22 protein-coding genes, 1 tRNA gene and 3 pseudogenes are annotated in these 26085 nt (G+C 60.8%); 12 read left to right on the forward strand and 14 right to left on the reverse strand.

Annotated features, from left to right (window positions below; all coding sequences use genetic code 11):
• Window positions 1-36 precede the first annotated feature (36 nt).
• The gene (locus ACVWWD_RS00095; protein WP_457102840.1) at window positions 37-1917 is read left to right on the forward strand and encodes a hypothetical protein; all 1881 of its coding nucleotides are present in this window, start codon (window positions 37-39) and stop codon (window positions 1915-1917) included.
• A gap of 133 nt (window positions 1918-2050) precedes the next feature.
• Window positions 2051-3031: a hypothetical protein gene (locus ACVWWD_RS00100; RefSeq protein ID WP_457102841.1), complete on the forward strand. Its 981-nt coding sequence runs from the start codon at window positions 2051-2053 to the stop codon at window positions 3029-3031.
• 208 nt (window positions 3032-3239) lie between these two features.
• On the opposite strand, the pseudogene ACVWWD_RS00105 reads toward ACVWWD_RS00100, so the two are convergent.
• A pseudogene (locus ACVWWD_RS00105) lies at window positions 3240-3377 on the reverse strand (damage-inducible protein); the annotation flags it as partial.
• 41 nt (window positions 3378-3418) lie between these two features.
• Window positions 3419-3703, reverse strand: a pseudogene (locus ACVWWD_RS00110) (ImuA family protein); the annotation flags it as partial.
• 572 nt (window positions 3704-4275) lie between these two features.
• Here ACVWWD_RS00110 and ACVWWD_RS00115 point away from each other — a divergent pair.
• The 4 genes from ACVWWD_RS00115 (at window position 4276) to ACVWWD_RS00130 (ending at window position 5861) form a co-directional block, all read left to right on the forward strand.
• Window positions 4276-4989: a hypothetical protein gene (locus tag ACVWWD_RS00115; protein WP_457102842.1), complete on the forward strand. Its 714-nt coding sequence runs from the start codon at window positions 4276-4278 to the stop codon at window positions 4987-4989.
• A gap of 158 nt (window positions 4990-5147) precedes the next feature.
• Complete coding sequence (locus ACVWWD_RS00120; protein WP_457102843.1) at window positions 5148-5345, forward strand: hypothetical protein; 198 nt, start codon at window positions 5148-5150, stop codon at window positions 5343-5345.
• Complete coding sequence (locus tag ACVWWD_RS00125) at window positions 5346-5606, forward strand: hypothetical protein (protein WP_063170768.1); 261 nt, start codon at window positions 5346-5348, stop codon at window positions 5604-5606.
• 3 nt (window positions 5607-5609) lie between these two features.
• On the forward strand, window positions 5610-5861 hold the full coding sequence (locus tag ACVWWD_RS00130) for a hypothetical protein (protein ID WP_457102844.1): 252 nt from the start codon (window positions 5610-5612) through the stop codon (window positions 5859-5861).
• Window positions 5862-5869: 8 nt separating this feature from the next.
• Here the strand turns inward: ACVWWD_RS00130 and ACVWWD_RS00135 are convergent, their stop codons facing one another.
• Window positions 5870-6097, reverse strand: a complete 228-nt coding sequence (locus tag ACVWWD_RS00135) for a hypothetical protein (RefSeq protein ID WP_457102845.1) — start codon at window positions 6095-6097, stop codon at window positions 5870-5872.
• Complete coding sequence (locus ACVWWD_RS00140; RefSeq protein ID WP_457102846.1) at window positions 6084-6353, reverse strand: DUF982 domain-containing protein; 270 nt, start codon at window positions 6351-6353, stop codon at window positions 6084-6086. The genes ACVWWD_RS00135 and ACVWWD_RS00140 overlap by 14 nt, the downstream gene beginning before the upstream one ends.
• A gap of 617 nt (window positions 6354-6970) precedes the next feature.
• On the opposite strand from ACVWWD_RS00140, the gene ACVWWD_RS00145 reads away from it, so the two are divergent.
• Entirely contained in the window at window positions 6971-7261 is a 291-nt protein-coding gene (locus tag ACVWWD_RS00145) for a hypothetical protein (protein ID WP_126106277.1), read from the forward strand.
• A 387-nt stretch (window positions 7262-7648) separates the two neighbouring features.
• Here the strand turns inward: ACVWWD_RS00145 and ACVWWD_RS00150 are convergent, their stop codons facing one another.
• Both ACVWWD_RS00150 and ACVWWD_RS00155 read right to left on the reverse strand, forming a co-directional pair.
• Window positions 7649-10000, reverse strand: a complete 2352-nt coding sequence (locus ACVWWD_RS00150; protein WP_457102847.1) for a hypothetical protein — start codon at window positions 9998-10000, stop codon at window positions 7649-7651.
• A complete protein-coding gene (locus ACVWWD_RS00155; protein ID WP_457102848.1) occupies window positions 9997-11514 on the reverse strand; it encodes a hypothetical protein in 1518 nt (505 codons plus the stop codon). Before ACVWWD_RS00155 ends, ACVWWD_RS00150 begins: the two co-directional genes overlap by 4 nt.
• Window positions 11515-11954: 440 nt before the next feature.
• On the opposite strand from ACVWWD_RS00155, the gene ACVWWD_RS00160 reads away from it, so the two are divergent.
• Entirely contained in the window at window positions 11955-12329 is a 375-nt protein-coding gene (locus ACVWWD_RS00160; protein ID WP_457102849.1) for a hypothetical protein, read from the forward strand.
• A gap of 42 nt (window positions 12330-12371) precedes the next feature.
• Here ACVWWD_RS00160 and ACVWWD_RS00165 read toward each other — a convergent pair whose 3' ends face one another.
• The 5 genes from ACVWWD_RS00165 to ACVWWD_RS00185 all read right to left on the reverse strand — a co-directional run bounded on the left by ACVWWD_RS00165 (window position 12372) and on the right by ACVWWD_RS00185 (window position 19048).
• Complete coding sequence (locus ACVWWD_RS00165) at window positions 12372-12836, reverse strand: very short patch repair endonuclease (RefSeq protein WP_457102850.1); 465 nt, start codon at window positions 12834-12836, stop codon at window positions 12372-12374.
• Window positions 12837-13183: 347 nt separating this feature from the next.
• A complete protein-coding gene (locus ACVWWD_RS00170) occupies window positions 13184-14293 on the reverse strand; it encodes a protein NO VEIN domain-containing protein (protein ID WP_457102851.1) in 1110 nt (369 codons plus the stop codon).
• A 15-nt stretch (window positions 14294-14308) separates the two neighbouring features.
• Window positions 14309-15949 carry a DUF2357 domain-containing protein gene (locus tag ACVWWD_RS00175; RefSeq protein WP_457102852.1) on the reverse strand — a complete coding sequence of 547 codons (1641 nt, stop codon included), beginning with the start codon at window positions 15947-15949 and terminating at the stop codon, window positions 14309-14311.
• Window positions 15946-17586: an McrB family protein gene (locus ACVWWD_RS00180; protein ID WP_457102853.1), complete on the reverse strand. Its 1641-nt coding sequence runs from the start codon at window positions 17584-17586 to the stop codon at window positions 15946-15948. Before ACVWWD_RS00180 ends, ACVWWD_RS00175 begins: the two co-directional genes overlap by 4 nt.
• Window positions 17552-19048, reverse strand: coding sequence for a DNA cytosine methyltransferase (locus tag ACVWWD_RS00185; protein WP_457102854.1), 1497 nt, complete (start codon window positions 19046-19048; stop codon window positions 17552-17554). Before ACVWWD_RS00185 ends, ACVWWD_RS00180 begins: the two co-directional genes overlap by 35 nt.
• Before the next feature lie 685 nt (window positions 19049-19733).
• Here ACVWWD_RS00185 and ACVWWD_RS00190 point away from each other — a divergent pair.
• The gene (locus ACVWWD_RS00190) at window positions 19734-19982 is read left to right on the forward strand and encodes a hypothetical protein (RefSeq protein ID WP_457103605.1); all 249 of its coding nucleotides are present in this window, start codon (window positions 19734-19736) and stop codon (window positions 19980-19982) included.
• Between the two features lie 563 nt (window positions 19983-20545).
• A pseudogene (locus ACVWWD_RS00195) lies at window positions 20546-21034 on the forward strand (tyrosine-type recombinase/integrase); the annotation flags it as partial.
• A gap of 143 nt (window positions 21035-21177) precedes the next feature.
• Here the strand turns inward: ACVWWD_RS00195 and ACVWWD_RS00200 are convergent.
• Window positions 21178-21253, reverse strand: a tRNA-Ile gene (locus ACVWWD_RS00200).
• Window positions 21254-21386: 133 nt separating this feature from the next.
• Between ACVWWD_RS00200 and ACVWWD_RS00205 the strand changes: the two genes are divergently transcribed.
• Window positions 21387-22097, forward strand: coding sequence for an SIMPL domain-containing protein (locus ACVWWD_RS00205; protein WP_140735174.1), 711 nt, complete (start codon window positions 21387-21389; stop codon window positions 22095-22097).
• Between the two features lie 158 nt (window positions 22098-22255).
• Here the strand turns inward: ACVWWD_RS00205 and ACVWWD_RS00210 are convergent, their stop codons facing one another.
• Window positions 22256-22612 carry a hypothetical protein gene (locus ACVWWD_RS00210; RefSeq protein ID WP_352546486.1) on the reverse strand — a complete coding sequence of 119 codons (357 nt, stop codon included), beginning with the start codon at window positions 22610-22612 and terminating at the stop codon, window positions 22256-22258.
• A 282-nt stretch (window positions 22613-22894) separates the two neighbouring features.
• Complete coding sequence (locus tag ACVWWD_RS00215; protein WP_023770117.1) at window positions 22895-23341, reverse strand: YcgN family cysteine cluster protein; 447 nt, start codon at window positions 23339-23341, stop codon at window positions 22895-22897.
• 197 nt (window positions 23342-23538) lie between these two features.
• Between ACVWWD_RS00215 and ACVWWD_RS00220 the strand changes: the two genes are divergently transcribed.
• Window positions 23539-25839 carry an OmpA family protein gene (locus tag ACVWWD_RS00220; protein WP_457102855.1) on the forward strand — a complete coding sequence of 767 codons (2301 nt, stop codon included), beginning with the start codon at window positions 23539-23541 and terminating at the stop codon, window positions 25837-25839.
• The last annotated feature ends 246 nt before the right edge of the window (window positions 25840-26085 follow it).

Raw genomic sequence — 26085 nt, forward strand, 5'->3', positions numbered from 1 at the left:
AGCTTGAATGCTCTTACTAACCCCAGGAATAGCGCCATGGCTTTGTCCAACGATCAGTGCACGCCATACTTGTCTTTATCGCTGTTCAAGGGCGCAGGAGATGTTGGAGCAGACGTGGGTGCTTTGCTCGCCGCGATCAGAGACGCCTCGAAGGAGCTTGCGAATCACAAGGAACTGGAGAGACCAAGATTTCACTCGCCCGAAAATCCTGAAATTGAAAAAGATGGGACAGTCATCGGCTGGGTACATTACGTCGAAAAACGCGCGCCGACCTGGTTCACCGGCGACGGGCTGACGGATCTGCTCAACCACCTCATCATCGTTGCTAAGCGGGAGCAGCTCTACTCGCTGCTATTTTCGGACAATGGGCTTAGAAACGCGGTCACGAAAAAGATCGCGCGGGCGACAACGGGGCCGTTGGCGCGAATTACGCGTCTCTCCCCTTCCGAAATGAACAAGGCCTTTGTTGAAGGCCAAGTTCGCACCCTTTGGCTAACCGGAACACACCGGCGCACCTCGATCAAACCAGATTCCAAAATCCTTTCCGGCCTCGAACTTGAGTCATCGCTCGACCCGCTTGGCGATCAGACCTACTATTTCAGCTCGGTCCGAAGCACGATGTCGTTGTCGGAGCAGCTTGCAAGTGCAGTCGTAGGCGCCAGCCCGGGCGGAAGCAGAATATGGATCGGACCCACGAGATCATGGGATGAATTCACCCAAACCTTAAACCTGGTTCTCGTCAGAGCCGAGAATTTGATCGGCGATGCTGCGCGTTCGGACAGGCCGCTTCCCGTTCTCGCGTCCGCCATGCCCAGTTTGACGGGCATCGAAGAGGCTTACGACATAGCGCTAATCGTGCCGGAACAGAGCAGCGCCGCCGGCGATGCCCAAGAGGAATTTCGATGGTTGCAGCAGTTTGGCGACGCTGCCCGCTTTGAGATCACAGCGACGGCCGGAAGCCCTGACTTCGAAGCCGACGTCTATTGGGCGGGAACGAGACTCGGTCGACTGGCCTATGAATTTACGCAGAAATCGGGGTCAGACGTTCGATTAAAGATACGAGCGGTGAATGGTTTCGATGCAGAAGACAGAGACGCCGAGATTTTGAAAATCTGCAAGAACTCCGAGAATCTGACGATCTACTTCGATACGGGTCAAACCTTTTCGCGCGATCAGTTTTACGAGACCAGATTTCGAGATGCCCGGTTCTCGGATTGGGAATGGATTTCGATGGCGGCTGACGACACCGCCTTCTGGAAGGAGAAACCACTCGATGGGCAGCGGTTCGCGGTTGAGAATACAGGAAACGGGGACGACAAATCTCTATTTGGCATGGTCGCCAGGCATTGGCCCAATCTAGACGAGCGAGGAGATCAGACAGGATGGCTCGTCTGCGACGATGGCGCCATGGAATCAGCTGATTTCATTCACATCGATGATGTCTCGATCCCACCCCGGCTTACCTTGATACATGTAAAAGGCAGCGGTTCCGACAAAGGCAATCGAGGGATCTCTGTGTCGGACTACGAAGTCGTCGTGGGACAGGCTGTCAAGAACCTGCGTCATATAGATAGGGGCCTTTTGCGCGATAAACTGGCTGCGAACGCCAACGGCGTGCTCAAGGACGCTGTATGGCACAATGGCCAAAGACTGGAGAACAGAGATGCCCTGCTGTTGATGCTGGATGGCCTTGGATCCGATTTGGAAAAGAAGGTGGTGGTGCTGCAGCCTAGTGTGCGGCGGCTCGCTCTAAAGGCCATCCGTGAGAAGATGGATGACGGCGACGTGGCCGGGTCGGATGTTCGGCGAATGCAACAGCTTGACGCCCTGCTTCTGGCCGCGCGGGCAGACTGTTTCTCGTTGGGTGCTGATTTCTGTGTCATTGCGGATGATGACGACGAGGACGCTGATGTGTGAATCAACGCACGCTCTTTTAGGCATACCTAATGTCAACTCAAATGAAGATTGCCTCGATCTCGAAAATAGTCATGTGCGTTTGAAACCAGTTCTTAGATTTAGTTTGTGCTGGTAGGGTGGGACGGGCGGAACCATGACATCGCTTTACGCGCGTATGCGTACCCACGGAACTCTGACCGAGACACCCGACGAGATACCGGACGCCGTGTTCGCTCTCCCATCCACACTGAACTGGATGCGGGCGAAGGCCATATTGGTCTTGGATCGCAGCTTGAATTTCAGCGCAGCCAGAACCTTCTATCAAAGGGTTCAACGAAAGGACTTAACTGAGCCGCAACTCAACTCGGTACTCGAGCAATTACTCTTCTCATTGCACCAGATCGCTGCTCTCCGGGGATTGGCGATCGTACCTAACAAGGCCGACGTCGCCCGCGTCGGGATCGTGACCTGGTACTACGGCGTATATGGTGCGGCTTCCGCTATGATCGCCGCTGCCGACAGTTCCTTTCCCGAAACCCATGCCACGACGGCGTTCCAGTGGGACCGACAGTTCGCGGCACCGAAACTGGCAATGGAGCCCTTCAGTGACCGTCTCAGCAGCTTGGTTTCTTCGGGCGTCGAGGTGGAGCTGGCGATGCCTCGATCGCGCGGTCGGCACTCGCTGACCTCGGTGCCCGTGACGGTCGAGCAGGCCTGGGGATGTCACGCGGAATATTTATCGGGGACAGCATCCTGGGAGCAATGGAATCTTGAGCAACGAGTTCGACGATCGCCGGATTTCAGGGCGTTGGTGGTCGATAATTTCCGCACCAAAGCCGCCCGTGCGCTGCGGGATGACGCCTTCAGCAAGAAGAGCATCGCCTTCCTCCATGAGGCTTCGCGATACCGCGGAAAGGCAAACTATCGCGATGCCATTTATCTAGCCTATGGCAAGTCCGTGCCGAAGCTCGCTGAGGGGTTCATAGACGATCTGTCCGCGGTATTGACAGCCTTTTCGGCGATGGCGGCCGGGTACTGCTCCGTCCGGATGGGACGCGACCGATGGGAGACGTTCATAGAAGATCTGGAAGAACGGCGAGCAATCTCGCTCTCGCCGTTTGCCGTCTGGTCGTAGGCCTCGCTTCGCCGATCGACGGTTCTCAATCGATGTAAGTGTGCCGCGGTGTCCGAGTTGGCTATATGGTCAACGTCGCCGGCCGCTCCTCCCTTGAGTCACTTCTAAACCAGGCTATTTGAAATCCCGCGTCTTCACCTTCACCGCTCGTTCGCGCGTGTTTCCGCCTTCGAGACGCGCAATGCGATCTCGCAGATCAGAAATGGCAGCGTTTGGCGCACCACAGCACCTTGCCTTGCGTCCTCGCTGCAATCCCGGCTGCAAAAAGCGACGCGGCGGCGCCATCGATGGCACCATTGCCGCCACCTGCAACCTCGTGGAGAGCGCCAAGCGTGCTGCCTTTCCCCTGCCGCATGGACGCGGCGATGAGTTTCATCATGGCAGTCCGGCCGCCGTCGGCTGCCCGAAATCGGCGGCCTCGGTCTGACGCCGCCAGCGGCGGATGGCGATGCCCATCGCGCCAGAGGCTTCAGACGCGAGTTGCAAGCGTCGCGAGGCCGTCATCGACAGCCGGGCAACCTCGGCAACCACAGCTCCCAGCCCGACATGCCGCAAGCCCTCCTCGAAGCAGGCGAGCAGCGATTTGTCGTCACCGGCTTCGACATAGATCACGCGGTCCGGGTGAAGTCCGACCTGGGCGATTGCCGGCGCAAACAGATCCTGGCGCGTGACGCGTCGATGCACTCATCTGTCCCCTGAACGCGGAATGCTGATGGCATGTTCCTCATTTGTTCTCTTCCTGATGAAGAGTCAATGGCATGGTGAGGTGGCGCTGCGGAAGAAGACGTTTGTCGCGACCGTCCGCCTGGTGGATCGACAGGGTCATTTGCCGATAGGACGATGCGGTCAAAGGCCACGATGGCGCTCGACGTCGCGCCGGCGACTGCCGGCGCCTTCAGGAAAAAACGGCGCATAAACCGTAGTCCTGTGCGCGTCCGCAAATGCGGACATTGTCGCGCGCGGGACGAAGGAAATTCGCCCCCGCCGGGGGCGGTTAACAGGACAGCCGCAGGAGCGTCAGCATAGCACCGGCCGCAGGACGGGACGCGGGACCGACTGTCCCGCCCGCGGTGGCTCGGGTGTAGCATCGGTCACGAATGCAGTTGCCTTTGGGAATTGAGGACAGATTGCCCAGTGTGCCATCTGGTTGAAAAAACGTAGTAATTTCGCCTTTGTCAAGAGTCTATTGACAACGATGTTCTTATTTTGTTCACTATTGGGAGAATTGGTACGGGAGGCGAATCATGGAACTTCGCTTGAACATTGAAGGTGCAACGCCGGAGGAACTGGCATGCGGTGTCGCAGCAGCCGAAGCAGTCTTCGCGCGGGCCGGCATTACGGGTTTGCAAGGCGCGGAAGGTTTGTTCGCGTTGGAAGGGTGGGATATCAAAGGCTTTCCGGAAGACGACCAGCCAACCGAGGATGAAGATCAGGCTGCTTCGGTCTGGATGGAGGCCGACGAGGCTGCGATGGCTGCATGCTGCGCGGGCTGGCCGGAGGACAAAGTTCCGCGCCACCAGATCATGGAGCTGATAGACATTCCTCGAACGAGATTGCAAGCCGAGGCGCTTCCGGACACGTGGCCGGCGCGCAAGCAGCTCTATCCTGACGTTGTCAAACGGCTTGAGGTTACAGCCGGCCCGGACCGCCAGATCGACTTCGATATTGCCTCGTTCTGGGTTGGGTCCCCGACCGGCCGACGCTGGATCGGGTGGAGCCGCTTTCGGAAGAAGGCGACCGTATCCCCTTCTTCACCAGCGACCTTGCCCAGGTTGAAGAAATGGCTCGCAAGGCGCTCAAGGACTGGACGATCGAGATTGACCGCGATCCCTATGATGCCCACGTTTCCGACCCTGCAGCCGCCGATGACGGTGACGAATTGCGCATGGCGGCATGGCGTGATTTCGACGGCTCCCTGCTTATGGAGAAGCCACCTGCAAATCCTGCAATCGCACTGACCCTGGCAATGATGCGCGGCCAGTCGATGCATTTCGAATAGGGGTGAACGGGGTTACACGGCCGCCATCGTCTATCGATCGTGCTTGGCCACTCCAGGTCGCACGGCCAGATGACTGAAACGGCTGAGGAAGCCACACCACGTCTGAGGAGAAAGACCGTGCCAGAAAAACCACCCTATATGCCGACCGGCATTGGAATGGGCATGATGAGCGACGACGAGGCCAGGGTCGGCGTTCTGATATTTGAAACGGCGCAGGGTAACTTCGACTTCGCCGTTAATCTGCAGGCAGTCGATGTCCTCACCAAGGCCATCAATAAGATCGAGATGCATCTCCGTTCCGGCAGGACGCACTGAGTGTCCGACGATGTGCCAGATCAGAAAAAGCCGAAGCTGATCGTTGTCGTGGCGTTCGACCGCGGCGAGGATGGCGACCTGTTCACCGCATACGGCCCGACCGACCAGCAAAGCGAGGATCGCGCGATCCGCACGGCAAAGGCGCTGGCTTCAAACCACGTCGGTGTCATAGCATGGAGTCGCGACGCCGACCCGGCGCTTGGCGACTATGGGCCGCCGACAGTGCTGTTTACCAATGGCGAAGTGCCGGACATGGAGTGAGGAATGATCGATCCGCCCAGGCACCAGGACGACCATGACTACGCAGATCGCGCGCTGGACTGCCAGGAGGCCATGGAGCCCGGCTTTCAGGCAATCATCGATTGCATGTTGGAAGTGGGCTGGACCCGGGGTGAGACATTGCGGGCGCTGAAGCGGCTCATTGCCGCGGACAACATGACCCAGAAAGAGAATGCCAAGATGGAAGCCGATCTCGCGATCGCGCGTGCTATGGTACGCGCCGGCAAGCCGCTTTAGGCTGCCGGCTACAGTTTGCTGACCCCAGCTTCATCGACCTCCGCTTCCATCTGATCGCCTACCGGCTCGGCCTTGCCGGCACCTTGGATGGACATACCGTCGAAGCCCTGCAACCAGGCCTCGGCATATTCCCTCCAGAACCCGGGCACGACCCGCTCCCTTCCGTCCTTGCGCGCTTGTACCCCATAGAGCCAAGCATATCCGACGCGCTCCTGATCTTTCTTAGCCACGGCCATAGTCGTCCTCGCGCAAGATGTCGGCATCAGGCGGGGCATTTACGAATGCCGCCCTTGCTACGCTGGCTTCTTTGATTCCGTCTAGGACCGCCAGGCAGGCCCTTCGAGCGGCCACATGGCTTTTCCCCGTCACTGCGGGCCAGCGATTGAGAAGCACGTCGGCCGCCTGCGCCACGCGCTCAACCTTGTAGATAGTGTTGCCGGACCGGCCCAACGCGACCGAAACGGGCATATCGAAACGCTTGTCTTGCATCATGACACCCCTGGGCTACTCGAACCTGATTCAAGAGTCGGAGCGCGATTCAGTTCCGGTTTGTCATTCCGGAATGCCGCCCGCGCTGTTGTCGACGGCCGCGACCATGATCGCGAACGCGCTGCAGACTTTCTCATTCTCACCCGTAACAGTGAAGCCGGAACTGGTGGTTCAGCGAGTGGGGGGAAGGAGGTAGCGCTCGAGCGCTACCACCATCCAGCATACCAATCTCATGAGCCGACGCATCCGATCCGCCCCGAAAGGCACTCCAAGATGGCGGCGGGCGTTTTTGAGAACGACAAACCTGCCACTAGACAGCGAGGCTTGCGCTTGCATGCGGTTTCCGCAATCCTGACATGATGCGACAATCGCCTCTTCAATTTGTGCTGGCGCTGGCAAAAGCGCGGTTGGCTCAAAGGCCTTCCGCCGCTGCGGAGGAATGGAAACCGCTTTCGACGGCTGCTACAGACCGCATGACTGCTCCAGAGGTGTACTACTCGCCAGAGGAGTTGGAACGGCGGCGTGAGAACTCGAGGCGAGCAACCGAACACGCCACCGCCCTACATCACCGCGGAACTGGAAAAGGCAAAAGGGCGCAGTGAACGGCGCGACAAAAGACCATGACCCGCCTGTCCTTTGCTGAGGAGCTTGAAAGCGCCGCGGATCGCATAGGGGACATGTCGCGGCCAGATCTGCAGATCATCCTTCGTCGCGCTGCTTTGATGCTCAGGAATGTTGCCGGCGTTACCCTTGAGCCGGCGACTGAGGATGCTCTTAACGACCTGGCTGCCGAGATGAAAGTGGGCCGGTCCGACCTCATACAGATTGTAATGCGCGAGTGGCTGGAGACGAACGCCTATCTCCCCGTGCGCACCATCGACGAGGAGAGCGAAACCAACGGGAGCGCTTAGTGGTTTGGCGTTAAGCGACGCGTGCTCACCGGCCAGTCACCACGCGGGCAACTGTCGGCGCTCTGAGGAAGACGGCGTATAAACCGCAGTTCTGCGCGCGTCCGCAACAGGGGACATTGTCGCGCGCAGGACAGAGGAAATTCGCCCCCGCCGCGGGCGGTGAACGGGACAGCCGTAGGAGTGTCAGCATAGCGCCGGCCGCAGGACGGGACGCGGGACCGACTGTCCCCGTCCGCGGTGGTCCGCATGACTTTGCGACACAGTGGAAACCGACCAGCTGTGATCGCGCTGAGTTCCGGTCATCGGCAGTCGAGCCGCCGATCGGCTACGATGCTACTGGCTTGCCCGCCGTTCGTCATCGGTAAATGAGGCCGGCCACGAAATCCGTCAGGGATATCGACCGCTCTGTCTAACCTCGATGCCGAGACGCTGGCCCATCTCCCTGCTTAGTCCGACTACCCACCTTGTCATCACGTCGCCGGCAAGGTCAGCTTGAGTGAGACCGAGTTGCGTAACAATTTGCGCCTTGAGCTTTGGCAAACGGCTCAGAAAGTCTCTGGTGCCACTGGCGACAGGAAGCATCCGGGCTATCGTGTCGAGCGCCCAGATCACAGTCGCCCAACATTCGAGAAAATCTATGGGCATCTCCTGGAGATCACTGGCCAGGATTAGTCGGCGGATCGGTGGATTCCTTCCGCAAAAGAACGCCGCGATGACCCGGAGCACGAGGCGGGGCCACCCTTTATCGTCCACCGAGCACTGCAGGCCACCTGGGAAAGCAACACAGTAAGCGTTCCATAGAATGACCATAAGCAGGAGGCGGAGTTTAACAACATCGGCCGGGCTCAGCGAGCGCTCGTCGTTGGTCAGACCCTCGACGTAGTTGTCCACAGCCCGCTCGAAAGCCTTGCGGTCGGCAGCTGGTGGCTTCTGGTCGACCTCGACCCGGGATCCGGGATCCGGTTCTGGAATCCGGGGATTGAGGCTCTCAGAATCTCCGCTCTCGTCACCGAGATCCATCCAGTTGTCATCATCCACGTCCTCGGTGCGATCGTCCGCCGCCTCCCCTCCGCCCGACAGGCGATTGAGGAGCACTCGCACACCATCGCAATGTGTTCCTGCGAGCGCGTTTTCGCCCTTTGCTCCCCTGGAGGGACGACCAGCGCGGTCAGCCATGAACTCCTCGTAGCTGAGCTTTCGTCCGGGCTCAGCGAGGGTTTCCTTTCTTGGGCGTGGTCCGTGTGCCGCCCCGACCTCAGGCGCCGCATCGGCCTCTGCAGTGTCGGCACGGTACAGATATTCGAAAGCTTCGAGCAGAAAGAACTCCGCGCCGGATCCCTCCAGGAACGCTGCGGCCGAACGCGCAACGCGGCCGCTGGCAGGTTCTCGCCGCCTGTTCCTCATCAGCGCGCGATGGACCACTGGCACAACTGTCGAAGATATTTCGCCTTCGACCACGCGGGCGAAATGAACTTTCGCCAGCAAAGGATCGTCCAGCGGCACGATCCGTTGGTGCGAGCGCGCGATCAGCCGCTCTGCTTCTACACGGATGACCGGATCTCCCGACGAGTCGATGAGTTCAATGCTGCCGCCCGTCCAGCGCGGCACGTCTGGAGGTGTCCATATCAGCAGGCCATGATCCACCTCAAAACTTCCTGCGCGACGCCCTGCGAGGGGGGTAAACGAGATCGGCTCTCGATGCTCGACGACCGGCAGCTCGCTTGCGGGCGTAGCTGGAAGGTCGAGAAACTCCAGGAGTTCCAGCGTCTCGATAGAGATTCCGGCAGGCAGTCTGCGGTACACACATGCCTCAGCGTTGGTACCGGCGAAACCTTTGCGGCCGAGGGCGGGCGGCGTGCAGTTCGCGCTGCCTGAGAGCACATGGTCATGGCCTGCGGTCATCGCGATAAGAAGCTTTGCGTGAGTGAAGCGGCTTCCTTCCCACTCTGAAATGTCGATGATCTCCAGATCAGCAGCATGTTCCGCGTCACGGGGAAAATCATGCCGTTGGGCGTCCAGCAACACGGTGATCCGCCCTGGATTGAGGGCCGCGCGAATGTCAGCAATAGCGTCGAGTGCTTTGTCCCAATAGGGGCTGACGATGATCAGGCGCTCGACGGGAGCACCTCCGACTAGGCCTGCGAAACGTTCCAGGACGCCCAGTTCGTCAGGAATGGCGAGAAACGCCAGAAGGCTGTCATCACCAAGGACCTGCACGTCTTCGGGTACAGGTCCGGCAATCCACGGTGTTCGCTCGCGTGCCCAGTCAAGCGCGTCGCGCGCGGCTCCCTCTGTCTCCGATGTGATGCGTTCAACATAGTGCCAGACCGCGCGGATGAAATCCTGTTCGGGTCCAGGCTCCGCAGAACATTCAATTTCGGTCGCGATCTCCAGATTTCCGCCCAGACCGGCGCCGGTGATGTTCGCTGAACTGACGAACGCCCGGCCTCCATCACGGCCAAGCTGCAGAACGATCTTCGGATGAAACACGCCTGCCCGAACCGGTGGCCCGTACAGCGCGTAGTCCCGACCGAGTTGCCTTGGCAGCGTCGAACCATCCATAAGAGCGAGCGCTGTCATCCGGTCGTCGGCAACAATGAGAATGTTGGTCGCCCCGCTACCCATCAGCTGAGGCAGCATGACGTCCTCAAATGCGCCGAATTCGACGGCAAAGCTGGTCGCCAGTGCGCTGTGAAAGCCGCGGCCCTTTCGCCGCACCAGACGGTCAAGAAGCCTCATGGGTTGAGACCAAGCAACTCGTGACCACGGATCGTTGGACCATCCAGCCCGACGAGGTGTATGTCAGCGAGGAACTGCACAGCAGGCGCGAGCCGCGGTGTGGTCGCGACCGGGAGGTAGTCGGACCGGTGTGCAATCCGACCGTCGCGCGCCTCAAACAGGAAAGTGTAGTCTTTCTGTCGCCGGAACTTCTGCATTGCGACCCAGCTGTGCCGTCGCACGATCCGCCGCACGAGATAGTCTGAGACGAGTTCGGCGACAGGGCGCCCTTCCTGCTTGTCGAACCAGGCCAGTTCAGTCCGGATCGATCGGGCATGGCCATCCAGAGGAAAGCTTTGCGCGATCTCAGCAGCCAGTTCGGACCGCCGATGGATACGGCCATGCAATGCCGCGATGAGTCGAAGAGCTTCCCAGACCTTGTCTTCCGCCGGGTGCCGCCTGGCCGAAAGGGTGTCTGACCAGTTCTGATAGTCGTCATCGTCCGCACGCAGGTCGCCGCGAAACTCGCTCCAGGTTCGGTCAGCAATCACTGAGTCAGAGCTCCGGAGACGGAATTCAACTTCCGCCCCTATCTCGCCCAGCTCAAGACCGCCTTCCACTTCGCTCACAAGCGCAATCGCCCATCCGAGCAATCCCGCTGCTGCCAGCTGGAAAAGATCGTGTGACTGATAGGCCTCCCAACGCAGGCGTTGGCGTTCAAGCGCTTCAGGCAGGTCAAGGTCCGCGCTGTGAAACAGAAACCAGCGGATGTCGTCAGGATCAGGACGGCTGCCCAGTGCATCTGCAGCCCGCAGCAGCAGCAAGAGGGTTGAATGCCGGCTCTGGCCGGACACGGTCACGCTGTCACCTACCGGAAACAATACCTGTTCATAGATCTCACGTTCCGGCGAGTCCTCCTGAATTCGGGAGGGTGCGATGGACCCGAGAAAGCTGAGCTCTTCCCTGGTGACGCGCGCAGATCTGATTTTTGCGATGAGCAGCGCTTCCACCTGCGGACCGATCGCGCCGCGGAACGCTCCGGCGGCGGTAATGCCCCGGGCAGCCGTCGCCTTCGGGATGCCATGATCGCCTTCAATGAACAGCCCGGTCTCTACCATCTGCGAGTAGTATGCGCCACCGAACACACCCATAGGCTGGCGCAGATACCGGTTCACATTCGGGTCGGTCGACGCGGCCTCGATAAAGTCAATCTCTGCCTCACCCCTGAGAAGCCGATTGTTCGCCCAGTCGATACCACCAACTCCGGTTTCGCCTCCTTGCGCCGACGAAACCAACGCATAAAGCGCCTCGGCCCGCCGTACCCATCTCTTCCAGTCTTCAAAGTCGGTGCTGCCTTCATGGCGCGCGTAAGCATCACTCAGCCAGCAATAGAAACCATAATACCGCATGCGCAGCGTCACGTTGCTGATGCCAGGCACCAAAGACTGATAAAGGGCAACGCCGCTGTTTTGCATGCCCAGTGGATCGAGGCCGCGTTTTTCAGCGAGCTCCGTCCATTGCGGCAAAGCGTTCATGCAAATCTCCCCCCAAAACTTTGATAGCACTTTGACATCCGGCCGCCAGCAAATTTCGGTCAGTGGTCGGGTGCAATTCTCCACAGGACACCAGAGCTGGACATTTGGGATCGGAAGAACGTCGTCGCGTGCAGAAGCAAGGAGATAGTGGAAAATAGTTCTGATTAGTTTCTTCGAGGCCCGGGGTGCGGTACGAACGACCGGTAACTCCGTGGTAAATTGATCTGCAAGGGTCTCACTGCAGGTCGAACGCTCGCCTTCAGAGGATGCCAGATGACTACGACGCGAAGCGCTAAAGTGGCTCCCGCCAGCGACAGGATTTACGATCCGACGGCGCCCGCAAACTTCCTTGCCGGCTTCGAAGATATGGACCTCATTAAGTTGCGGGCAGCACTCGACGTTGAAATGAACGACGAAAAATCGCGATCTCGGTTGGCCAGATGGCAGAGGAACTTGCGATACAGTACTTCTACAGCACATCCGGGCGACCGAATTTACTCGCCGCCCCCACTGGAACCGCGAATGTCGACGCCCTGTCAAGGAAGGGAGAGAGGTATTCGATCAAGGGTATATGCAATGCAAAGAAGACCGGAACAATATACCCTGACTCCGATGATCCTCGTAAGCAGCTGTTCGAATACCTGCTGATTGTAAAAATGGGCCGGGACTGGTCGCTGGAAGCGATCTACGAGTTCGATTGGAATACGTTCTGCGAAAACCGCAGCTGGGATAAGCGTATGAACGCCTGGTATATCGGGGCCTCCAATAAGACCCTTGCGAAGGCGACCGTGTACTTGCCGACTGAAAAAAACTGAGAGGAGTGGGGCTGTCGTTTTGCTTTCACGTGGTTTCGGCCGTCAAGCTCCGCCACTTTTCTGCCCCTCAATTTCGGCGCATTGGAAATCCCCGCGTACGAAGGCATTGCACGATTCAATGACGTGCGCCAACGGCTGACGTGCCGGCCCCTTCATGCAGCACTCCCAGACTGTCAGAACGCGCCAATGCGCTGCGCCCAGCGCCACGTGGTTTTGTTGATCACGCGCCCGGTTTCCTGCAATCTTTGACACCCAGAACTCCGGGCGCGTCGCCGGAAGCTTAAACAGCGGACAATCATGTCCGTGCCAGAAACAACCATTCACCAGTATGACAGCCCGGAAGCGGGGAAATACCAGGTCAGGTCGTCCGGGCAGTTCCGGGGCGTGGAGACGGAACCGGAGCCCCGCCCTGTGCAAACCGCGACGCAGAAGCAATTCAGGCTTAGTGTCGCGACTCCGGATGCGGCTCATATTGTGCCGGCGTTGTTCGGGTGTATGAACGTCCATATCAGGCGACTACAGCTGCTGCACCGGCGACGACAAGCCGAAGCGCTGCCCCGCTGTGTCCGCGGTCGTCATGCAGGGACATGAAGCCACAGCAAAGCGGGAGCCCGCGCGATAGTAGGGATGGAATGGGCGCCCCGGCATGGCTCTCTCGGTTGCCCTTTCCCAACATTGGGCTACGCAACGTCAGAAGATAGGCCGCTTTGACCATGCCATCAACTCACAGAAACCGGCCTTGTGCACAGGAGCATCCCGACAGGTGTGAATCGAGCTCTGGGCCCTAATCCAAGCCGCCCTCCATCAGCGAAGTGTTAAACCGTCGCTGCTTCAGCTTCTCCGCCCGCCACGGTTCACGCGTCGTCCACTTCTGCCCAGTGCAGATCTGTCGACGCCGACCATTTGAAGTGGTCGGACCTGACCGTGAACCCGTCGGGACGCACGCCAGCCGGCAATACCGACAGGACGTTAAGAAGGTCACGTGCGAAATCGCCCACATCCCCTGCGACCTGGAGCTTTGCCCCTTTCGCATTCAGGAAGCTGAGTCGATAAAGGTCGTAGCGCACGGCGCGTGCGGCCGCTTCAATCTCCGCCATAGATATGTGAAACGGGGTGTGATGCTCTCCAGTGGTCGTCTTCACTTCGACCTGGATCGCGGTGCCAACTGAAGTGATGACATCGAAGTCGTAGGGACTGATCGCATTCTCCGCTGAACGCCAAATCCAGGAGGCGATGTCGCTGTTGCGGTCAAGATGATCACAAACGAGTTGCTCGCCCTCCAGACCAGTCCGTTCAGCGCGACGACGCGCCTCAGCCAGCTGCTCGGCCGATACGATGCGACGGCCGGGTCGTGTCAAAAGCCGTTCAATCGCATCAGCATCGCCTTGCGCGGCCTGATCGAGGTCGGCGGCCAGCGCAGGTTCAAGAAAGAGGTCGTGAACCGGATGTTGTGGCGGAGCCGCGACGATAGCTGCCGCCAGGGCATCCCGACTGATCGACGCCATGCTCCCGCCGACCGGTAGTGAGAGTGCCGCGAACAGGGCGGCGTCGTCTGGCACCGCTGCCGAGATCACGAACAGCCAGATGCGTTTCGGCTGTCCGGCACCGTCGAAGGCCAGAAGCGCGATGTCTCCGTGCACAAGTGAGTTGAACCTGCTCTCGTTATCATCGGGATTACGGACGAACTCTCCGTTCAGGCGATAATTCTTGTAGCTGCCGCCTTTAGCGATCTTCCGGATGACACGTATCTGTTCATAATCGGAGCCCGGCCCGGAAATACGAAGGCGAACCTCAAGTTCGCCGTCGCCAGCCGCCAGGATCTCCGGGAAATCCGGGAACAGCTCATCTACGAGGACATCCCGGTTCAGGTTGATGGACTTCTGGTTTCCCACGTTTTGGAGCCTGTACTGCGGCTCGAAGAACGTCAGGTCCGACCGGGTTAGCACCTTGATTGCAAATTTCATTGTACCGCCTCGCCCTCAGGCACCCGCATCCCGCAGAATTGTCTCAAGTGCCAATGCGATTTCTTTGGTGCTCATCCCAGGCGCCAGCGAAACTGCTCCAAGTCGAAACTCTGAGCGGTAACCCGGGTGGAAGAGTCGTCCAGGCATCGGCGTCGATCTCCAGTCGCCACCGGCAACCAGTGCGTCTGGACTGAGCAGATAGGCTGCGCTCACCATGCGCCGCACGCTACCACCACTATCTTCCGCAACGAGCGCATCGCGGTACATGTGCGCTGACGCCAGCGCATTATTCAGGTCCGCGCCGATCCGGTACTTCGCATCGAGCACGATCAGCCGGTCATCAGCCCCGGCAATCGATTCGATCGCCACGTCGGGCCGCATTTCCCGGCTAAAGCTGCCGCGACGATCCTTCTCGATCCAGAACTCGCGGTACCGACGTTGAAAGCATAGTGAGAAGCCCGCCTTCGGAAGTCTCACGACCGCCTGCCCTGCGGCCAGTGTGACGCCCTGTCCGGCTTCGAAGAGCCCTGCCACGTCGACCGGCTCGGCGCCATAGCGATCGACTGCCGCACGCACGAGGCGCAGATAGGCCCAGAGTTCATAGAGGTCGAAGGTGCGGGCCAGCGGCATCTGCAGGAAGTCGCCGAACACGTTCGCAATGCCTAAGGACATGTCCCGGTGAAGCGCGGCGAAACGTCGATATTGGGGGTCGTTCTTCCAGATGGACGAGGCGTCGGGACGAGGGTGACCTGAGACCACGGATTCAAATAGCGGCAGCGCCAGAAGACCGCGCAGCTGACGCGCCATGCGACGCGAGCGAACAGCCCACACTCGGGCCACCCGTCCTGCTTCAGGGTCTGCCGGCGTGTTCGCGCGGAGCACCGCCCCGATATCCTCAAGCCAGCGGGCCCAGACCTCCAGCGACGCCTTCATCTGACGATGTTCGGAGATGTCCAGACTCGATTTTCGGACCTTGCGGCGGATATTCGCCGGCAGGTGACCACGAAGGGCCGCAGGCAGTCGTGCGGGACCAGTCTCGCGATTGAGGCGCCCGGAGCGAAAGGACTTCAGGATCTCGGGCGCTGTCGCGCGGGTCGCGCGATGGGCGGGTGTCACCGCGTCCTCTGCCCTCAGAATTCGCCGAGGCCGCGCGTTGACTGCATTCACCGTCTGGACCAGGCGAGACAGGCGGCTGCGCAGAAATTCCAGCCTCGCGATTGGCGGCGGCCTTCTGCCCGCACCGCGCGCGATGCCTTTGCGGAAGGCGCTCAACGCAAAGAGCGAAAAGGTGTCCTCAAGCACCTCGCGGACCATTATGTCGAAGGCGTCGCGCGTCAGCTTCCGTTCCGCCGGATCGGTCACAACCTCAAAATCGAAGGTGGCGTCCGGCAGCTTCAGCCGGCATTCCACCGCGCCGGCATGAAATCCCGGCGACCAGCGCCAGATCGCACCGTCTGGAAACGGCGCCCGCAGCGCCTCAAGCGGGAGCTCATCAATGAAAAGGTCGGCCTGGGATCCGCCCGGCGCTCCGCTCAGGACGAACAGGTGCTCCCTGGCCTCCTGGACGAGGCCCGGTGGCGCCTCTTCGGGATCAGGCCAAATCCGCACGGCACGGGTCGGGTCGCGTCCCGGCCATATATGGAGAACCGCCGTCACCGGCTGTTCTGGAACGCGCCGAACTCTTCGAGATCGCGCTGGAGACGTTCGACGAGTGCCAGCGCCCGTGGTTGAGTGGCAACCGTTTTTACCAGTCCGGCAAGCATGTCGCGCTGAGCATCAGAGCCGCGCAGCCGGACCAACGCCTTCTGGACGAGCTGATCGTCGACCACCTCGTCCGAGCCGCGCTTCAGCACCCCGGTAGCGAAGGCATGGTAGCGCACGAATTCTTCGGCGAGCCGATAGCCAAAGCCGAGACCGTGCGGAACAAGCAGCGCGTTCAGCGCCGTTAATGTCGATTCACATGTAGCGATCGAACTGCCAAGCTCGGGCGACCGCGCCGCCAGGCCGGCGAAGAACGTCGCAAAATCGACGTCAGACATGTCAATTACGACGGCACGATCGAGCACTTTGTCGCTTAGTGTGCTGGTGGTCTCGTCAACATTGATCGTGCCGATCAGAAAGAGATTCGTCGGCACGCGCAAGTCTGCCGGGACGTCCCCGCCCGTGCTCCCTTCCATTGGCACGCCGCTTGAATGCAGCTGCAGCTCATGCCGGCTTTCGATGGCGCTCAGAACATCGGAAAAGTAATATTCGACGCGAGCCAGATTCATCTCATCGAGGACCACAAAGACAGGTGACGCCGGGTTGGCCGTGGCGACGAGAAGTGCCTCCAGGAACGGCGGCACAATGTATCGGTCGGAGAGCCGGTCCTCATAGCCGGTCAGCCCGGAGGGATCTGTCCATTCCGGCCGCACCGGGCAAACGAAAAGCAATGGGTCGGCGACATCCATCGCTGTGAGGCCGTGCACCGTCCGGGCGTACTGCAGCGCCAGCAGTGTCTTCCCCGTCCCCGAAAGGCCCGAGAGGATCATGAAGTGTTTGTGAGATAGGTGGTTCAGGCCGGCGTGGAACCGGTCAATAACCGCATCCGCGTAGATCCCTCCCAGCGCTGCGACTCCCTTGCGGATCTCGGCAGGGTCAAGTGCTGTCGGCATGCGCTGCATCAGCGGACCAAGCGCTGTTTCTGCCGTCCAGATCTTGCGTTCGTGCACCTTGTCGCGGCCGACAAGGCGACCAAGGTAGCCAACAAACTCGCGGGCGAGCAGACTGCGCTTGGCAGAGACGGCGGGCGGCCAGATGGCAAACTCAATTGAGTCCACCTTCGCCCGGCGTACAGGATCGAGCACGGCGCCAGCCAGCGAGTCCATGAACTCGTTGTCGAAATAGAGTTCGCCCTGTTCGGTCAGAAAGAATTTGACATTGTTGTTGATGCTGCCTTCGGTCTTTCCGGCCGCCTTCAGAGCGGCATTTTTCGCGACCACGTCATCGTGCAGGCGGACCAGGCCAGCGTTGACCCGGCCGGACTCGGCCCGGACGGTGATTGCGAAATAGACCTCGTCATGCGGCGGGAAGGTCAGTACGCACAGGAAGACGAACGCACCTGATCCGGCGGTAGAATCGGCTGCCACTTTCTTCGAATAATTCTGCAGATTGTTCGTGCAGGCAAACAGGCCACCCTCGATCACCCGGGCACTGTTTGAGAACCCGAAATTTTCGGCGAGACGCGCGTCACCCCCTGCTCCGGCCTCAATCGCAGCCCTAAACTGCTTCTGCCGATCGGAAAATGACATCATTGCGCCTTGCGAGGGAGGATCGGAGGGTGGACATCATTTCGTTAGCCACAGCTTTGGCCAGCAGAGGCGGCACAGCGTTGCCGATCTGCCTGAAAGCCGGATTCATCGTCCCCGAAAAGATAAATCCGTCCGGAAACGACTGCAGGCGCGCAGCCTCTCTTACCGAGATCGTGCGCGCCTGAGCACTATCATAATGTATGTGGCTGTAGCTGTCCTTGCCCAGATGCGCCATGAGCGTACGTGCCGGCAGATCAGCCTCCATCTTGCGCCATTTGTTCGGGAATTTGCCAACGTCATAGGGCGGCACGATCGAAGCGTGGAGCGCCTCCCAGGCTTTGGTGCCTTTCCGCGGCACAGCGCCGGTCTCGGCTTTCAGTTGCGCTAAAGCCTCTTCGAACATCTTGACCGCATGCGCGTGAGCCTGCGGATACTGGTCGCCTGGATTCAGGCGCGAGAAGAGCTTCCAGTCCCGTGGCAGATAGCGGATCACGTGATCGCTCACACCTTGCGCGTTCTCGAAGCCGGACCATTGCCGCATGAGCTGCGCATAGGCGTTCAACTTGCCCTTGGGATATTTCTCGAGCTCGTCAAAACGGCGAGCGCCGCGTCTGAGCTTCCCCTCCAAGTGCTTGGTAATCTTCGGAAGGTCCGCCAGCGCGTCCTGAGCTGTGATAGCGGCGGGAAGACTTGACGATGGTTCCGGTGGTTCGACGTAACCCGGTGCCTTCTTATTCAGGTCGCCACCCTTTAGCAGCTTCAGTGCTACCTGACGGCTGCCGGCATAGCCCGGTGGCAGTTCCATGAAGTGACTCGGCTGCGGGAAGCTGACCATATCGGCGAGCTCCTTGCGCCAGGCGATCAGGATCATCCGTTCACGCATCTGCGGCACGCCGTAGAACGACGCGTTCAACAACGTGTAGCGCGCAACGTAGCCGTTTTCTTCGAGGACTTCGCGGGTCTCTTCCGCGATGTTCTGCCCTCCATGGTTAAGGGCGTCAGGAACGTTCTCCATCAGCAATGCCAGCGGCTTGAACGCGTCGACATACTCCAGGTACTTGATATAGAGCTGCGCTCGCGGATCAAACCTGAAGGCCTCAGGATGATCCCTGACCTCACGTAACTTCGATCGACCGACGCGAGCGAATGCCTGACAGGGAGGTCCGCCAACCAGCACGTCAATGGCCGACCCTGGGGGACCGAGCTCCAGCGCAGCGGCGAATTTTTCAGGTGTGATGGCGGTGATGTCGCGCGCCACAGCATGACGTTCATCGCCCGGATGAAAGTTCGCGCCATGCGAGGCCGCCGCGTCAGGATCAAACTCAACCGCTGCTGCGATCTCGAAGCCGGCCGCTTTGAACCCCAGGGACAGGCCACCGCATCCGGCAAAAAGATCAAGGACGCGCGGCAACCCGCCTCGCGCAAGCCGTTCAATCTTCGCGTCGATGATTGAACCTGCAGTCATGCTGGCGCGCCCGGCCGCCCGCCGATGAGCAATGCGCGCCGTGAACGGAAATGCTCCCGATTCGCGTGACAGGGCACCAATCGAACGATCAGCGTGGACTTCCTGTTGACCCGCTCCTGGCAGCAGCGCAGGAATCGCTCCACCCTATCCCTGCGCATGAGCACCGGAACACGCGCGGCCTCTACCATAACGAATCGCTCCTCATAGATCCTGAAAGTCCGACCTCGGGCCAGACACGTCAACAGAATTACGCAATGTCATCCGCGGCACGTGCCGGCTGAAAGGCTGAACGCCGAACTGTTCTTTTCTCGATGCGACAGGAGCGGCCGGCGCGCAAGGTCGCAGCGCCGCTTTCCACGCTAAATCTGTCGTCACAGTGGCTCAATGAGCGCATTGCGGACTCTTCGATAAGAAGCAGCAAGGACGGTGGTGCAACTGAGTGCCCCTCCCCCACAGTTAAGCTGACGGAAGGTGGCCTGTCTGAGGCGGAACCGTTCCAGGGTGTGTGGGAAAGCGGTAGCGCTCTAGCGTCGCTGTTATCAACCAAGTCACTCTGACGAGCCGATGCATCCTATCTACAGGCCGCGACCGCCGTTTGCCGCACAGCTCAATCACACCAGTTTCCCCTGAGATGATGCCGGTGTACGGCGATTCTGATTTCTCAACTGAGACCGGAGATGAAGCCGTGAGAAGCGACCCGCTCGCTTACCCTCCAAGAGGCCTGTCACGCGAAGAAGCTGCGAGATACGTCGGCGTCGGGATCACCAAATTCGACCAGATGGTTGCGGACCGTCGCATGCCGAAGCCAAAGAAGGTGGACGGCCGAGTGATTTGGGATCGTATCAAACTTGAGGCGGCGTTTGCCGACCTGCTTGGCGACGATGAAGAGAATATCGTCGACTTCCTGTTGCAGGGGAATCATAGAAAGGAATAGGTTCGGTTGCGATGACGGATAAATATCCTGGCCTCTCCTCCTATACCGATCGCCATGGCAAAGTTCGCTGGCGTTATCGAACCAAGGAGCGCGTGGTCAGTCTGCCTGCACCTAATCAGCCTGGATTCAAGGAGGCTTATTGCGCTGCCGTCGAAGGCCGAAAAGCCCCTAAGGCACCCGTCGTCAGGATGCCGGGTGCAGCCTTGCCTGGCACGTTCGGCGCGGCCACCCAGAGGCTAAAAGTGTCGGTCAAATGGCTGGCCCACGACGAAGCGACAAGGCGAAAGAATACTCGTCTAATCGATGAGTTCCTGGACTTGCGGGTGGTGCCTGACCATCCGCTTACCTGGCGCGACGTGCCGGTCAAGAATCTCAGGCGCACCCACGTCGAAGAACTTTTGGGCCGCTTCATTGCCACGCCTCACAAGGCCAAGCACCTGTTGGTCGCAATTCGCAAACTGGTCTATGTCGGGCTGCGTCAGGATTGGATCGAGACAGACCCTACAGCCTCAGTTGAATGGCGGCCCGCCTATACCGGCTGGAAGGCGTGGCCTCACGAAGCAATGGAACAATTTGAACGGCGCTGGCCGGTCGGCACTTCCGCGCGCACATGCTACGGGCTTGCACTTTGGCTTGGCAATCGTAGAGGCGATGTCGCAGGCTTGCGATGGGACCAGCGCGTAACCCACCGCGTCCTGATCGATGGTGTCGAGCGCCAGTTCGACGGGTTTGACATTGTTCAGGCCAAGAACAAGGGAAGGACCGGCGGAAAGCGGCTTTTCGTTCCAGTAACTCCCATGCTCGCTGAGATCCTCGATGCCGCGGACCGGCGCGGCGAAACCGTTCTAGTCACGGGATATGGCCAGCCCTTCTCGGCGAAATCACTGACGGGCGCCATGGCACACTGGTGCGCTCTCGCCGGATTGCCGAAGGGCCTTACTCTGCACGGTTTGAGGAAGTCACTCGGTGTGTATCTCGCCGAAGCGGAAGCATCCACCAGGCAGATGATGGACGTTCTTGGCCACGACGACATTGACCATGCCGAACTCTATTCCCGGGAAGCGTCGCAGGTGCGTTTGGCTGTGCAGGGCATGGACCGGGTCGTACGGCTGGTAACGCGCAAACCGCTGCTTGGCGAACCTGTTGGCGAACCTCGTGGCGAACCGGTCAGTAAGCAATTGATAAATAACGATAATGGTGGGCCCGGAGGGACTCGAACCCCCAACCAAGCGGTTATGAGCCGCCGGCTCTAACCATTGAGCTACAGGCCCCACGCGGGCTGGATTAATGTTTTTCGCATCCCGGCACAAGGCTTTCCCGGCGGGCTTTCGCAGATCGCCCAAATCAACCCATAATCGCGCTCTACGCGACCCTGCGACTTGATCGCAGACCAAGGAGATTTTCATGACCAGACATCTGTTGCCCCTCGCGCTCGCCGCTGCAATCGCTTTTCCGGCGATGGCTGGAGCCACCGATCTGCCGACGCCGCCCCGCATCATTGTGTCCGGCGAGGGGGAAGCAACCGTGGCCCCAGATCTGGCGGTGCTGACGCTCAGCGTCATGCGCGAAGCCAAGACGGCGCGCGCCGCGCTGGACGCCAACAATGATGCCATGGCCGCCGTGATCGCCGCGATGAAGGCCGCCGGCATCAAGGATCGCGACCTGCAGACCGCGGGCATCCAGATCAACCCCCGCTACAATTACACCAACAAGCCGGACGGCAGCCAGGAGGCCGAACTCGTCGCCTATCAGGTGACCAACACGCTGTCGGTGCGCGTGCGCGACGTCGACAAGACAGGCGAGATCCTCGACAAGGCGGTGTCGCTCGGCGTCAACCAGGGCGGCGGCATCGCCTTCACCAACGACAATCCGGCGGCCACCGTCACCGAGGCCCGAAAGAAGGCTGTCGCCGACGCCATGGCCAAGGCCAAGACGCTGGCCGAGGCGGCCGGGGTCAGCCTGGGCCGGGTGCTCGAGATCACCGATCAGAACATCAGGCCAGCGCCGATGCCTATCAACGCCAAGGCATTCGACGCCGCGGCCGGCGCGGCGCCGGTACAGGCCGGCGAGAATGCCTACAATGTCCAGGTTACCGTTACCTTCGAACTGAAGTAGGCGGCGCTGGACGCCGTGGCCGAGCATTGCTTGGCCACGGACCTGCTAATGAGAGACCACTGCGGACATTAAAACCCCGCGGAATCGCTCCCGCGGGGTTTGGGGCCACTTCTTTCCGAGAAAGGGGCTCCATCTTCATGGTTTCAGGCTGAAAAACTTCAGCGATTGATGACCGGGCAACCGCGCTCATTGGCGAACACGATGACGACGCGGTCGCCGTACTGACGGCCCATCACCTTGACCACGCGGCGGTTGACATCGACGATGCGGGCACGGTGCAGCCCCATGCGCTCGGCCTTGTCGAGAGCGCGGTCCGGCGAGCAGCCACGGCGCCAGTCGTCGCGGCGCTCGTCCCGGCGGTGGCGATAGCCGTCGTCGCCGGCATAGACGCCGAAGCGCGGATCCTGGTTGTTGCCGAAGCCAAGATAGAGGCTGTCGGCATGGGTGGGCATGGCCGCCAGCGTGCCGAGGCCGACCAGAGCCGAAAGCGCCGCCGTCTTGATGGTGGTGTACATGGTTGTCTCTCCTTGTTGCGGGCTTGCGCCCTCCTCGTGAAACCGATGGCGGGAGAATGCACCGGCCTGTCTGAACTATTTACGAACTGCCCGTTCATCTGCGGTTCATGTGGCGCCGCACGGGCAAAGCGGCCGAATTTGCAAATCTCTCGCCGGCCAAATCCCTCGCCGGCCAAATCCCTTGCCGGCCAATCCCTTGCCGGCATTCAAAATTATCGCGCCAAGCGTCTTGCCCTCGCACGGTTCCCGACAGGCAAACTCCTGACGGTTTACTGTCGCGCGTCAGGGCTCGTCGTCGAGCATATAGTCAAAATAGTCTTCCGGCTCGGCCAGGTCGGTCTCGCTCGCCTTGACCCGGCCGCGCATGGAAATGCCGGCCTCATGCACGGTCTCGGCATTGCCCGAGACCAACCGATGCCACCAGTAGAGGTCGCGGCCCTCGGCCACCAGCCGGTAGGCGCAGGTGCTGGGCAGCCAGCTGATGGCGCGCACATTCTGCGGCGTCAGGCCGACGCAATCGGGAACGCGCGCCAGCCGGTTGGCATAGTCCGCACAGCGGCAGCTCTCGGCGTCGAACAGCCGGCAGCCGACGCTGGTCCAGTAGATTTCACCGGTGTCCTCGTCCTCGAGCTTGGACAGGCAGCACTTGCCGCAGCCGTCGCAGAGCGATTCCCACTCGGTGGGGCTCATCTCTTCCAGCGTCTTGGTCTTCCAGAACGGGGTTTCCATTCCCGGCATGTGGCCCCAGCCGCGGCCAAGGTCAAGCGCGGCAACAGCCGCAATGAGGCTGCAAGCGGGCCGAATGACATGAAGTTGCCTTCAAAAAGTCGGCCAATAGCCCTGTACGGTCCCTAACGATGGGCAGCTGGAACCAATTTCGTTAAAAGCGGTTTCGGCAAGGATGGGACCCCACAAGGAGAATTTCGATGAAACGCCAACCACGGATTCTGGCAGGCACAGCACTTGGCCTGTTGATGGCGTCCGCGCCGTTAGGCGCGTCCCCGCTTCAGGGGACAGCCGCGTTCGGCCCCATGCAACGCGGGGGGACACCGCAGATCGTCCTGGCGCAGGACACGCCCACTGACCAGAGCGACCAAGAACTGCCGCGCAAGAAGAAGCGCGAGCAGCAACAGCAGACCCAACAGGCGCCCGCCGCCGAGCAGCCCGCGCCTGCGGCCGAGGAACAGCAGCCGCGCAGGAAGAAGCGCGACCAGCAGCAGCAGGCCGAGCAGGCCCCCGCCGGAGAGGCGGCACCCGCCACCGACGAGCAGCAGCCCCGCAGGAAGAAGCGCGACCAGCAGCAGCAGGCCGAGCAGGCCCCCGCCGGAGAGGCGGCACCCGCCACCGACGAGCAGCAGCCCCGCAGGAAGAAGCGCGACCAGCAGCAGCAGACCGAGCAGGCCCCCGCCGGAGAGGCGGCACCCGCCACCGACGAGCAGCAGCCCCGCAGGAAGAAGCGCGACCAGCAGCAGCAGACCGAGCAGGCCCCCGCCGGCGAGGCCGCACCCGCAACCGACGAGCAGCAGCCCCGCAGGAAGAAGCGCGACCAGCAGCAGCAGGCCGAGCAGGCCCCCGCCGGCGAGGCGGCACCCGCAACCGACGAGCAGCAGCCCCGCAGGAAGAAGCGCGACCAGCAGCAGCAGACCGAGCAGGCCCCCGCCGGCGAGGCAGCCCCTGCCAACGACAACCAGCCGACCAAGCCTGGCAGGAAACACAAGCTGGACCAGCAGAAAGAGGCGCCGGCCGCCGTGCCGGAGACCGCTCCGACACCGAAGCAGGCTCCTGCCGGCGAAGCGACGCCGAAGGTTGAATCCGCTCCCGGCGAGCAGGCTCCCGCCCAGGGCGAGCAACCCCAGGACAAAACGAAGAAGCACGGCAGGAAACCGGCTGGCGAACAGCCGGCAAATGGCGAGCAGCCCGCGACCGGCCAACAGCCGGCGACGGGAGAGCAGCCCGCTACCGGTGGGTCCGCTACCGATGGGAAGGCCGCGCCTGTCCAGGGCGAAAACCCGGTTCAGGGCGAAGCACCCGCCGACAAGAATGCCGCCCCCATCCTCGATAGCCAGAAGGATGCCAGGCGCAAGGGTCGTGGCGAGAACGGCCGGAACCCAGCCAACCAGCCCGCCAACCAGAATGGCGAAGAGCAGAACGGTGGACAGCAAAATGGTGGGCAAAACGCCCAGCAGGGCGGTGACCAGGGCCGGAAGCCGGTAGTGGCGCCGGTGGATCAGGGTCCGCCTCCAACCGACGACAGGGCAGCCCAGGAGGCGATCAAGACGGAAAAAATCGTCCCGGTGACGCAGGAGAAGGGCAAGCGGCTCGAGCGCGCGCCTGACGAGAACATCCGTGACCGCCGCAGGCCCAAGGGCGTCGACGTCCTCAAGGAGATCGGCGACCGGGTGATCGTCCAGTTCAACGACCAGACGTTCGTCCAGAGCAACGATCGCCCGCGCCTGACCCGCGGCGCCAAGGATGTCTACTACGAGGACCTGCCGCAAGGCCGCACGCGCGAGACGGTCGAGCGCGACAATGGCTTCCGGATCGTCACCATACGCAACCGCTACGGCGACATCCTGCAGCGGTCGCGCATCGCACCCGACGGTCGCGAATATGTGCTGAGCTATGTCGACGAGCGCAGCTATCAGGACGAAGAGGACTGGCGCGATCCCGGCGATGATCTGCCGCCGATGCGGCTGACCATCCCGCGCCGGGACTACATCCTAGATTCCGAGGATGTCGAAAGCCCCGACGACTACTACACCTTCCTCGAACAGCCGCCGGTGGAGAAAGTGCAGCGTCTCTACTCGATCAACGAGGTCAAGCGTTCGGCTCGCGTGCGTGACATTGCACGGCGCATCGATCTCGACACGCTGAACTTCGAATTCGGCTCGTCCTCGATCTCCGACACCGAGGTGCAGAAGCTCCAGGGTGTCGCCGACGCCATGGAGAAGCTGTTGAAAAAGAACCCGGCCGAGACCTTCCTGATCGAGGGCCACACCGACGCCGTCGGCACGCCCGAGGCAAACCTTGCTCTGTCGGACCGTCGCGCCGAAGCCGTCGCCGAAGCGCTGACCAACGCCTTCGGCATCCCGCCCGAGAACCTGACGACACAGGGCTATGGCGAGGAGTATCTGAAGGTCGATACCTCGGCGCCCAACCGTGAGAACCGGCGCGTCGCCATCCGCCGCATCACCTCGCTTGTGGCGCCGGTGGCGAGCAACAACTGACCTGCGTTTCCAGCCACTTGTAGTGATTCCTGGAATCAGATCGGCAACAACGTCCCATCCCGGTCAACCGGGATGGGATTGAATCACCGGGGTTCGCACCCCAGATTCCTGACTGGGCGTTCCCTGCCCCGTCCCGACTCCAGCGGGACGCATTGAGCCCCGCCGGCCCTCTCCGGCGGGGTTTTTTGCTTTCAGATCCACCGTGCAAACCGTGCCCTGCTGGCCGAAATACGTGCTCAACGAAGG

Source organism: Mesorhizobium sp. URHB0026, assembly GCF_054059755.1.

Excerpts from the sequence above, each read along its gene's own strand:
- ACVWWD_RS00095 (WP_457102840.1), top strand. The coding sequence starts at position 37 with ATGGCTTTGTCCAACGATCAGTGCACGCCATACTTGTCTTTATCGCTG.
- ACVWWD_RS00100 (WP_457102841.1), top strand. The coding sequence starts at position 2,051 with ATGACATCGCTTTACGCGCGTATGCGTACCCACGGAACTCTGACCGAG.
- ACVWWD_RS00115 (WP_457102842.1), top strand. The coding sequence starts at position 4,276 with ATGGAACTTCGCTTGAACATTGAAGGTGCAACGCCGGAGGAACTGGCA.
- ACVWWD_RS00130 (WP_457102844.1), top strand. The coding sequence starts at position 5,610 with ATGATCGATCCGCCCAGGCACCAGGACGACCATGACTACGCAGATCGC.
- ACVWWD_RS00135 (WP_457102845.1), bottom strand. The coding sequence starts at position 6,097 with ATGGCCGTGGCTAAGAAAGATCAGGAGCGCGTCGGATATGCTTGGCTC.
- ACVWWD_RS00140 (WP_457102846.1), bottom strand. The coding sequence starts at position 6,353 with ATGATGCAAGACAAGCGTTTCGATATGCCCGTTTCGGTCGCGTTGGGC.
- ACVWWD_RS00145 (WP_126106277.1), top strand. The coding sequence starts at position 6,971 with ATGACCCGCCTGTCCTTTGCTGAGGAGCTTGAAAGCGCCGCGGATCGC.
- ACVWWD_RS00150 (WP_457102847.1), bottom strand. The coding sequence starts at position 10,000 with ATGAGGCTTCTTGACCGTCTGGTGCGGCGAAAGGGCCGCGGCTTTCAC.
- ACVWWD_RS00155 (WP_457102848.1), bottom strand. The coding sequence starts at position 11,514 with ATGAACGCTTTGCCGCAATGGACGGAGCTCGCTGAAAAACGCGGCCTC.
- ACVWWD_RS00160 (WP_457102849.1), top strand. The coding sequence starts at position 11,955 with ATGGCAGAGGAACTTGCGATACAGTACTTCTACAGCACATCCGGGCGA.
- ACVWWD_RS00165 (WP_457102850.1), bottom strand. The coding sequence starts at position 12,836 with ATGGACGTTCATACACCCGAACAACGCCGGCACAATATGAGCCGCATC.
- ACVWWD_RS00170 (WP_457102851.1), bottom strand. The coding sequence starts at position 14,293 with ATGAAATTTGCAATCAAGGTGCTAACCCGGTCGGACCTGACGTTCTTC.
- ACVWWD_RS00180 (WP_457102853.1), bottom strand. The coding sequence starts at position 17,586 with ATGATGTCATTTTCCGATCGGCAGAAGCAGTTTAGGGCTGCGATTGAG.
- ACVWWD_RS00185 (WP_457102854.1), bottom strand. The coding sequence starts at position 19,048 with ATGACTGCAGGTTCAATCATCGACGCGAAGATTGAACGGCTTGCGCGA.
- ACVWWD_RS00205 (WP_140735174.1), top strand. The coding sequence starts at position 21,387 with ATGACCAGACATCTGTTGCCCCTCGCGCTCGCCGCTGCAATCGCTTTT.
- ACVWWD_RS00210 (WP_352546486.1), bottom strand. The coding sequence starts at position 22,612 with ATGTACACCACCATCAAGACGGCGGCGCTTTCGGCTCTGGTCGGCCTC.
- ACVWWD_RS00215 (WP_023770117.1), bottom strand. The coding sequence starts at position 23,341 with ATGGAAACCCCGTTCTGGAAGACCAAGACGCTGGAAGAGATGAGCCCC.
- ACVWWD_RS00220 (WP_457102855.1), top strand. The coding sequence starts at position 23,539 with ATGAAACGCCAACCACGGATTCTGGCAGGCACAGCACTTGGCCTGTTG.